Origin of the sequence: Marinimicrobium sp. UBA4509 (genome assembly GCF_002388575.1) — a bacterium.
GTDB classification, from domain to species: domain Bacteria; phylum Pseudomonadota; class Gammaproteobacteria; order Pseudomonadales; family Cellvibrionaceae; genus Marinimicrobium; species Marinimicrobium koreense.
In genome coordinates this window covers 1-6948 of sequence record NZ_DGMV01000061.1, presented here as the reverse complement: position 1 = coordinate 6948, position 6948 = coordinate 1, and the positions used below count along the sequence as shown (strand labels likewise).

6 protein-coding genes are annotated in these 6948 nt (G+C 60.5%); 3 read left to right on the top strand and 3 right to left on the bottom strand.

Annotated elements, in window-relative coordinates:
* The 3 genes from B3520_RS12045 to B3520_RS12035 form a co-directional block, all read right to left on the bottom strand.
* Nucleotides 1–778, bottom strand: a 778-nt coding sequence (locus tag B3520_RS12045; protein ID WP_286876140.1) for an AAA family ATPase, incomplete at its 3' end; no start/stop codon positions are given.
* The gene (gene lolA / locus B3520_RS12040) at nt 778–1398 is read right to left on the bottom strand and encodes an outer membrane lipoprotein chaperone LolA (RefSeq protein ID WP_286806483.1); all 621 of its coding nucleotides are present in this window, start codon (nt 1396–1398) and stop codon (nt 778–780) included. The genes lolA and B3520_RS12045, both read right to left, overlap by 1 nt.
* Nucleotides 1399–1794: 396 nt before the next feature.
* On the bottom strand, nt 1795–4143 hold the full coding sequence (locus B3520_RS12035) for a DNA translocase FtsK (protein ID WP_286876139.1): 2349 nt from the start codon (nt 4141–4143) through the stop codon (nt 1795–1797).
* 264 nt (nt 4144–4407) lie between these two features.
* On the opposite strand from B3520_RS12035, the gene trxB reads away from it, so the two are divergent.
* The 3 genes from trxB to B3520_RS12020 are packed head-to-tail and all read left to right on the top strand — an operon-like array spanning nt 4408 to nt 6865.
* The gene (gene trxB / locus B3520_RS12030) at nt 4408–5355 is read left to right on the top strand and encodes a thioredoxin-disulfide reductase (RefSeq protein ID WP_024460469.1); all 948 of its coding nucleotides are present in this window, start codon (nt 4408–4410) and stop codon (nt 5353–5355) included.
* Between the two features lie 53 nt (nt 5356–5408).
* The gene (gene aat, locus B3520_RS12025) at nt 5409–6113 is read left to right on the top strand and encodes a leucyl/phenylalanyl-tRNA--protein transferase (protein WP_286806477.1); all 705 of its coding nucleotides are present in this window, start codon (nt 5409–5411) and stop codon (nt 6111–6113) included.
* 41 nt (nt 6114–6154) lie between these two features.
* Entirely contained in the window at nt 6155–6865 is a 711-nt protein-coding gene (locus tag B3520_RS12020; RefSeq protein WP_286806476.1) for an arginyltransferase, read from the top strand.
* Nucleotides 6866–6948: the final 83 nt, after the last annotated feature.

Below are 6948 nucleotides of genomic sequence, written 5' to 3'. Positions count from 1 at the left end.
CGGAAATCTGCTCGTAAAACAGATCCCCGCCCTTATCAAACCGGCGGACATCGGCGGCCAACACCTCCTCCAGCACCGCCCGGTCGATCACTTTCTGACCGTCGCGCTCCTCCGCCAGATCCGAGGCAATCTCGAGCAGGTTCAGCGCCTTGCGCGCATCGCCATCTGCCGCCTTGGCCAGCGTGTCGAGCCACTCCGCCTCAATCCGGATGCCGTCGTTTCCGAGACCCCTCTCGGTATCCTCCAGCGCCTGGTGTAACACCTGGCGAATATGCTCAAACTCCAGTCCACGCAGCACATACACCCGGCAGCGGGACAACAGCGCGTTGTTCAGCTCAAACGAGGGGTTCTCGGTCGTCGCGCCAATAAAAATCAGCGTGCCGTCTTCCACATAAGGCAAAAACGCATCCTGCTGCGCCTTATTGAAACGGTGCACCTCATCGACAAACAGAATGGTTTTGCGCCCCCGGGCGGCCCGCTCCTGTTCGGCCACCTGCACCGCCGCACGAATATCCTTCACCCCCGCCAGCACGGCCGAAATGGTCTGAAAGCGCGCATCCGCCTGCTCAGCGAACAGTCGCGCCAGGGTGGTCTTACCCACCCCCGGCGGCCCCCACAGAATCATGGAGTGCAGATGACCGCGTTCAATAGCGTCGCGCAACGGCTTGCCGGGCGCAAGTAAATGCTCCTGCCCAATATAGTCCGCCAGGTTCCGCGGCCGCATCCGCGCCGCCAGGGGCTGATAAACCGGCTCGCTTTGAAACAGATCGCCCGCCATCAATCCACCAACACATCAACGCCGTCGGGAACCTCAAAGGTAAACCGGCCGTCATCGATGGACTCATTGCGTTTCAGATCGGACAGAGTAAACCGGGTGATCTGGTCCAGATTGTCATCCATCCGGATTTCCCGAAGCAGATCACCGTCAAACGTCAGAACCAGCGCCGCGAACAGACTGTCATCATCCTTCGGCTCCAGACGGAACGCATCCCAACCCTCATCCGTTTGCGTGTGGGTGATCTCAAACTGCTCATTCAGCGCGGTCAGCTCATCACTGAGAATCAGCGCCGGCGTATCCTGCAACTCCTCATCGAACTCACGCACCGTCACCTGCATCAGATCCGGATCGTACAGCCAGATGGACTCGTGATCCGACACCAGACGCTGCTCAAACGGCTCCCGCGTGTGCCAGTCAAACTTGCCCGGGCGAGCCATGGCGAAATCCCCCGAGCTCTCCTCCAGCACCTCGCCGTCCATATCGATCAAGACCTGAGTAAACTCGCCTTGCAGGCTGGTCATGGCGTCCAGGCGGGAGCGCAGCTCGGCGGTCGGGTCGGCATGGAGGGAGGCGCTCAGAAGGAGCAGGGTTGAGGTGATCAGAGCGTAGAGTCGGTTCATAAATAGTGGCTCGGTTGTTTGGTTGTGTTCTTTGGACCCCGGGGGGTGGTTGTAAAGTTCCGGTGGTTTTTTGGTGGATGACGCCCTTTGGGCTCCGATACGTCGGACCGATCCACCCTACGTCATTACCGCAGCATCTGGTATTGGGTCACGGCGGGTGCGCCTTCGGCTTACCCGCCCTACGCGACCTCAGGTGGAAGCTGGCACTGAGGCGAGAGAGGGGAATACCCCTCGGAGACTCTCGGAGGCATGGATGCCGACGAGAAGCCCCCATGGGCCGCTCATTGGCTCCTGCCATCGCGGCATTCGTGCATCCATGCACATCATGGGTTTACGGCGGGTCTCCGAGGGGTATTCCCCTCTCTCGCCGGTCTCTCTCGAAACCACCATACGAAATCAGTTTTTGGGGACCAGGACCTCGCGGTTGCCGTTGTGGCCGGCTTCGGAGACCACGCCGGCGGCTTCCATGGTGTCGATCAGGCGGGCCGCGCGGTTGTAGCCGATGCGCAGCTTGCGCTGAACCCCTGAAATCGACGCCTTGCGTGAATCAATCACAAACGCCACCGCCTCATCGTAAAGGGCATCCCCCTCACCGGCATCACCGCCCTCTTCCCCTCCGGGCATACCCGGTACCGGAATCGAACTGGTCGTACTCTCATCCGTCACCCCATCAATATAATTCGGCTCACCGCGCTTCTTCCAATCCGCCACCACCTTGTGCACCTCATGATCATCAACAAAAGCGCCGTGAACACGCACCGGATTGCTCGTACCGGGAGGCAGATACAACATATCCCCGTGGCCCAGCAACTGCTCCGCCCCACCCTGATCCAGAATCGTGCGTGAATCAATCTTCGAGGACACCTGAAACGCAATCCGCGTCGGCACGTTCGCCTTGATCAGACCGGTGATCACATCCACCGACGGGCGCTGGGTCGCCAGAATCAGATGGATACCCGCTGCCCGTGCCTTCTGGGCAATACGGGCAATCAACTGTTCCACCTTCTTGCCGACGATCATCATCATATCGGCAAACTCATCGATCACCACCACAATCGCCGGCAGGTGCTCCAGATCCGGCGCCGTGGCCTCCTCGGCCCCCGGCTCGTAGTTCTCTTCCGGTTTGAACAGCGGGTCTTTCAGCGGCTCTCCGGCCTTGCGGGCCTCATCCACCTTACGGTTATAGCCGGCCAGGTTGCGAACCCCCAGGGCGGCCATCAGCTTGTAACGCCGCTCCATTTCCCCGACGCACCAGCGCAGGCCGTTGGCGGCGTCTTTCATATCGGTAATGACCGGGGTCAACAGGTGCGGAATGCCCTCATAGACCGACAGCTCCAGCATCTTCGGGTCCACCAGCATCAGTCGTACTTCGTCCGGAGAGGATTTGTACAACAGGCTGAGCAGCATCACGTTCACGCCCACGGATTTCCCCGAGCCAGTGGTACCCGCCACCAGCAAGTGGGGCATTTTGGCCAGATCCGCCACGATGGGTTCGCCGGAGATATCGTGACCCAGGGCCATGGTGAGCACGGATTTGGCCTTGGCATACACATCCGAGGCCAACACTTCACTCAGGCGCACGATTTCCCGGTGCTCGTTGGGAATCTCAATCCCCACCACCGATTTGCCGGGAATCACTTCCACCACCCGCACGCTGATCACCGCCAGCGAACGGGCCAGGTCTTTGGCCAGATTGGTAATCCGGCTGGCCTTGACCCCGGGGGCGGGCTGAATCTCGAACCGGGTCACCACAGGCCCGGGCTGCACCGAGACCACCTCGACCTCGATCCCGAAGTCCTTGAGCTTCAGCTCTAGAAGACGGGACATGGCTTCCAGGGATTCTTTGGAGTAGGACTTGTCGCTGTGCTCGTCGGCCGGGTCCAGCAGATCAATCGAGGGCAGGTCACCCTCCGGAGGTGAACTGTCCTTGGTATCAAACAGCGAGGCCTGCCGGGCCGGCTTGGGCTGGGGTTTGGGCGGGGCCTTCTTGACCGGCTCGCTGATCGTGGGCGGCACCCGCTTGGCGGTTTTCTCAACCTGCTTGGCAACGGCTTCCCGACGCGTGCGCTGGGCCTCTTTCGCGGCTTTGCGCTCGGCCCGCTGGTGCTGCCAGTGCTGGAAGCCCGAGCGGATTTTATCGAGCAGTACTAAGGTCAAGCGCCCGGTTTCATCCATCAGTGCCAACCAGGACAGGTCCGTAAAGATGGTGATACCGAACAGGAAAATCGACAGCAGAATCAGGGTGCCACCGGTGTAGCTGAAGGCGCCTTCAACGGCCTCGGCCACCGAAGCGCCCATCAGACCACCATTGGAAAACGGCAGGCTTGCCCCATCGGGGTAGTGCATGCTGGCAATACCGGTACCCGCTACCATCACCAGGATCAGGCCCACCACCCGCAGCGAGATCAGCAACCAGTCAAACCCGGGCTGACGCTCCCGATCCCGAAATACCTGCCAGGCCCGGTAGGCCAGAAGTACCGGAAACAGGTAGGCCAGATAGCCAAACAGCGACAGGAACACATCGGCCAACCAGGCCCCGGCCGGGCCGCCGGCATTGCGAATGCGGCTGTTCTCGCCCGTGTGCGACCAGCCCGGGTCCCCGGCGTCATAGGTCACCAGTGCCAACATCAGGTACACACTGATGGCGGCCAGGCCGATCAGGGCGCCTTCTTTGACGATGCGCACCAGCACACTGTCGGCGGGCGCGGCGTCGTTACTGGCGGTGGAGGTTTGAGAACGCTTCAAACGGGTTAATCCTGTTGAGTTGTAAGAATGACGGCGGCTATTCTATCGGCCCGAACGGGGTTTGCAAAAGCGACCCGTTCATAGACTCGCCCCGGGCCCGAAGGGACCGATAATAGCGCAAAGCGATAAAACCGAGAGATTACCATTAAAGAAAGCAATACTTGGCATTGGTTCATACTATTTTGCGCCCCGAGAGCGATTCACTTATGATGAGCGCCTTCAAATTTCCCCCTCACTCTCAATTGACGTAAAGGACAGCAAATCATGAGCGAAGCACAGCATCATCGCCTGATTATCCTCGGTTCGGGTCCCGCCGGTTACACAGCGGCCATCTACGCGGCCCGCGCCAACCTGAACCCGGTGCTGATCACCGGTATGCAGCAGGGTGGGCAGTTGACCACCACCACCGACGTAGAGAATTGGCCGGGCGGTGTTTCCGACCTGCAAGGGCCGGATCTGATGGTGGAGATGCAACAGCACGCCGAGCGTTTTGACACTCAAATCATTTTCGATCACATCCACGAAACGGATCTGAGCGAGCGCCCTTACAAGCTGATCGGTAACGAAACCTACACCTGTGACGCCCTGATCATCGCCACCGGCGCCTCTGCCCAGTATATCGGCCTGCCCTCGGAAGAGGCGTTTATGGGCAAGGGCGTCAGCGCCTGCGCCACCTGTGACGGTTTCTTCTACCGCGATCAGAAAGTCGCTGTGGTCGGTGGTGGTAATACCGCCGTGGAAGAGGCCCTGTACCTGTCCAATATCGCCAGCGAAGTGACCCTGATTCACCGTCGCGACAAGCTGCGGGCCGAGAAGATTCTGCAGGACAAGCTGTTCGCCAAGGCCGAAAATGGCAACGTGAAGATCGTCTGGGACCACACCCTGGACGAAGTGCTGGGCGATGACAACGGCGTCACCGGCGCCCGTCTGCGCAGCATGCTCAACGAGAGCACCCAGGAAATCGACGTCCAGGGCGTATTTATCGCCATTGGCCACAAGCCCAACACCGATATCTTCGCCGGTCAGCTGGACATGAAAGACGGCTACATCAAGATCAAAAGCGGCCTGAATGGCAATGCCACCGCCACCAGTGTGCCCGGTGTGTTCGCCGCGGGCGACGTATCCGACCACGTCTACCGTCAGGCCATCACCTCGGCCGGTGCCGGCTGCATGGCGGCGCTGGACGCGGAAAAGTATCTGGACGACCTGTAACCGGGTCGCTCCCGACCTGTTCACCGGCCCTTCGGGGCCGGTTTGACACACTCATGATTACCCTTCCCTGGCTTGAGCCCGACACCCTGGACTTTCCGCCCACGACCGAAGCCCTGGATGAACCCAACGGGCTGCTCGCCGGTGGCGGCGACCTGTCTCCGGAACGACTGACGCGCGCCTACCGCCTGGGTATTTTTCCCTGGTACGAGGAGGGTCAACCCATTCTGTGGTGGACACCCGACCCTCGCGCCGTACTCTTTCCCGACCACCTGCACGTGTCCCGTTCCCTGCGTAAAACCCTCAAGCGAGGGACGTACTCGGTCACCTCGGACCAGGCCTTCGAGGCGGTCATGCGCGCCTGCGCCGCCCCCCGCGACGGCGCCTCCGGCACCTGGATTACCGATGACATGCTGGCCGCCTACACGCGCCTCCATCGCCAGGGAGTGGCGCACTCCATCGAAGTCTGGCAGGAAGAGCGCCTGGTGGGAGGGCTTTACGGCCTCGCCCTGGGCCGCGTCTTTTTCGGCGAGTCCATGTTCAGCCGGGCGGACAATGCCTCCAAGGTCGGCTTTGTCCACCTGGTCGCCCAACTCAAGGCGTGGCATTTTGAGCTCATCGACTGCCAGGTGGGCAGCGCACACCTGTTCAGCCTTGGGGCGGAGGAAATTTCCCGTGAAGCCTTCGAAAAAATCCTGCTAGACTATGCCTATCTGCCCTCGATCAGCGGTCCCTGGCACCTGAATCAGCCCGTGCTATAGACCGACGCCCAGAGATAGACTTCCCGACGGGAGGAGACACCATGACCGACCTGTCGAACCTCAAACTCTTCGCCACCCAGCCCCATCCCTGCAGTTATCTGGAGGGAGAGGAAGCCACCACCCTGTTTATCGACCCCAACGCGCCGGTGGACCAGGACCTGTACAGCCAACTGTCCCAAATTGGCTTCCGCCGCAGCGGCGCGCACCTGTACCGGCCGCACTGCGCCCAGTGCAGCGCCTGTGTGTCCTGTCGCATTCCGGTCGACCACTTCCGCCCCAACCGAAAGCAGCGCCGCTGCTGGCGGCGCAATGAGGACCTGACGCTGGCCATGGTGGAGCGGATTGATGCCGATGAGCACTACGAGCTGTATGCCCATTACATCAATACCCGCCACCGGGACGGGGATATGTATCCACCCTCACGAGCCCAGTACGAAGCGTTTTTAAGCCGGGCCTGGGGCGTGACTCAGTACCTTGAGGTGCGAAATGCTGAGGACCGACTGCTAGCGGTTGCGGTGTGCGACCGACTGGACGACGGGCTGTCGGCGGTGTACACCTTTTTTGACAGCCGGGAAGACCGCCGCAGCCTGGGGGTCTTTGGCATTCTGGCCCAGGTGGAACAGGCCAAGGCCCTGGGATTGCGATATGTGTACCTGGGGTATTGGATCAAGCAGTGTCGGAAGATGGATTACAAGACTCAGTATCGGCCGTTGGAGATGCTGGTCAATCGTCGCTGGATTAGGGTTAACTGACCAACTCTCTTACCTAGTAGATATGCGTGACGTCCGGTCCGCCGGTGAGGTATACCCTTCGGAAACCCGCCGTAAATACATCC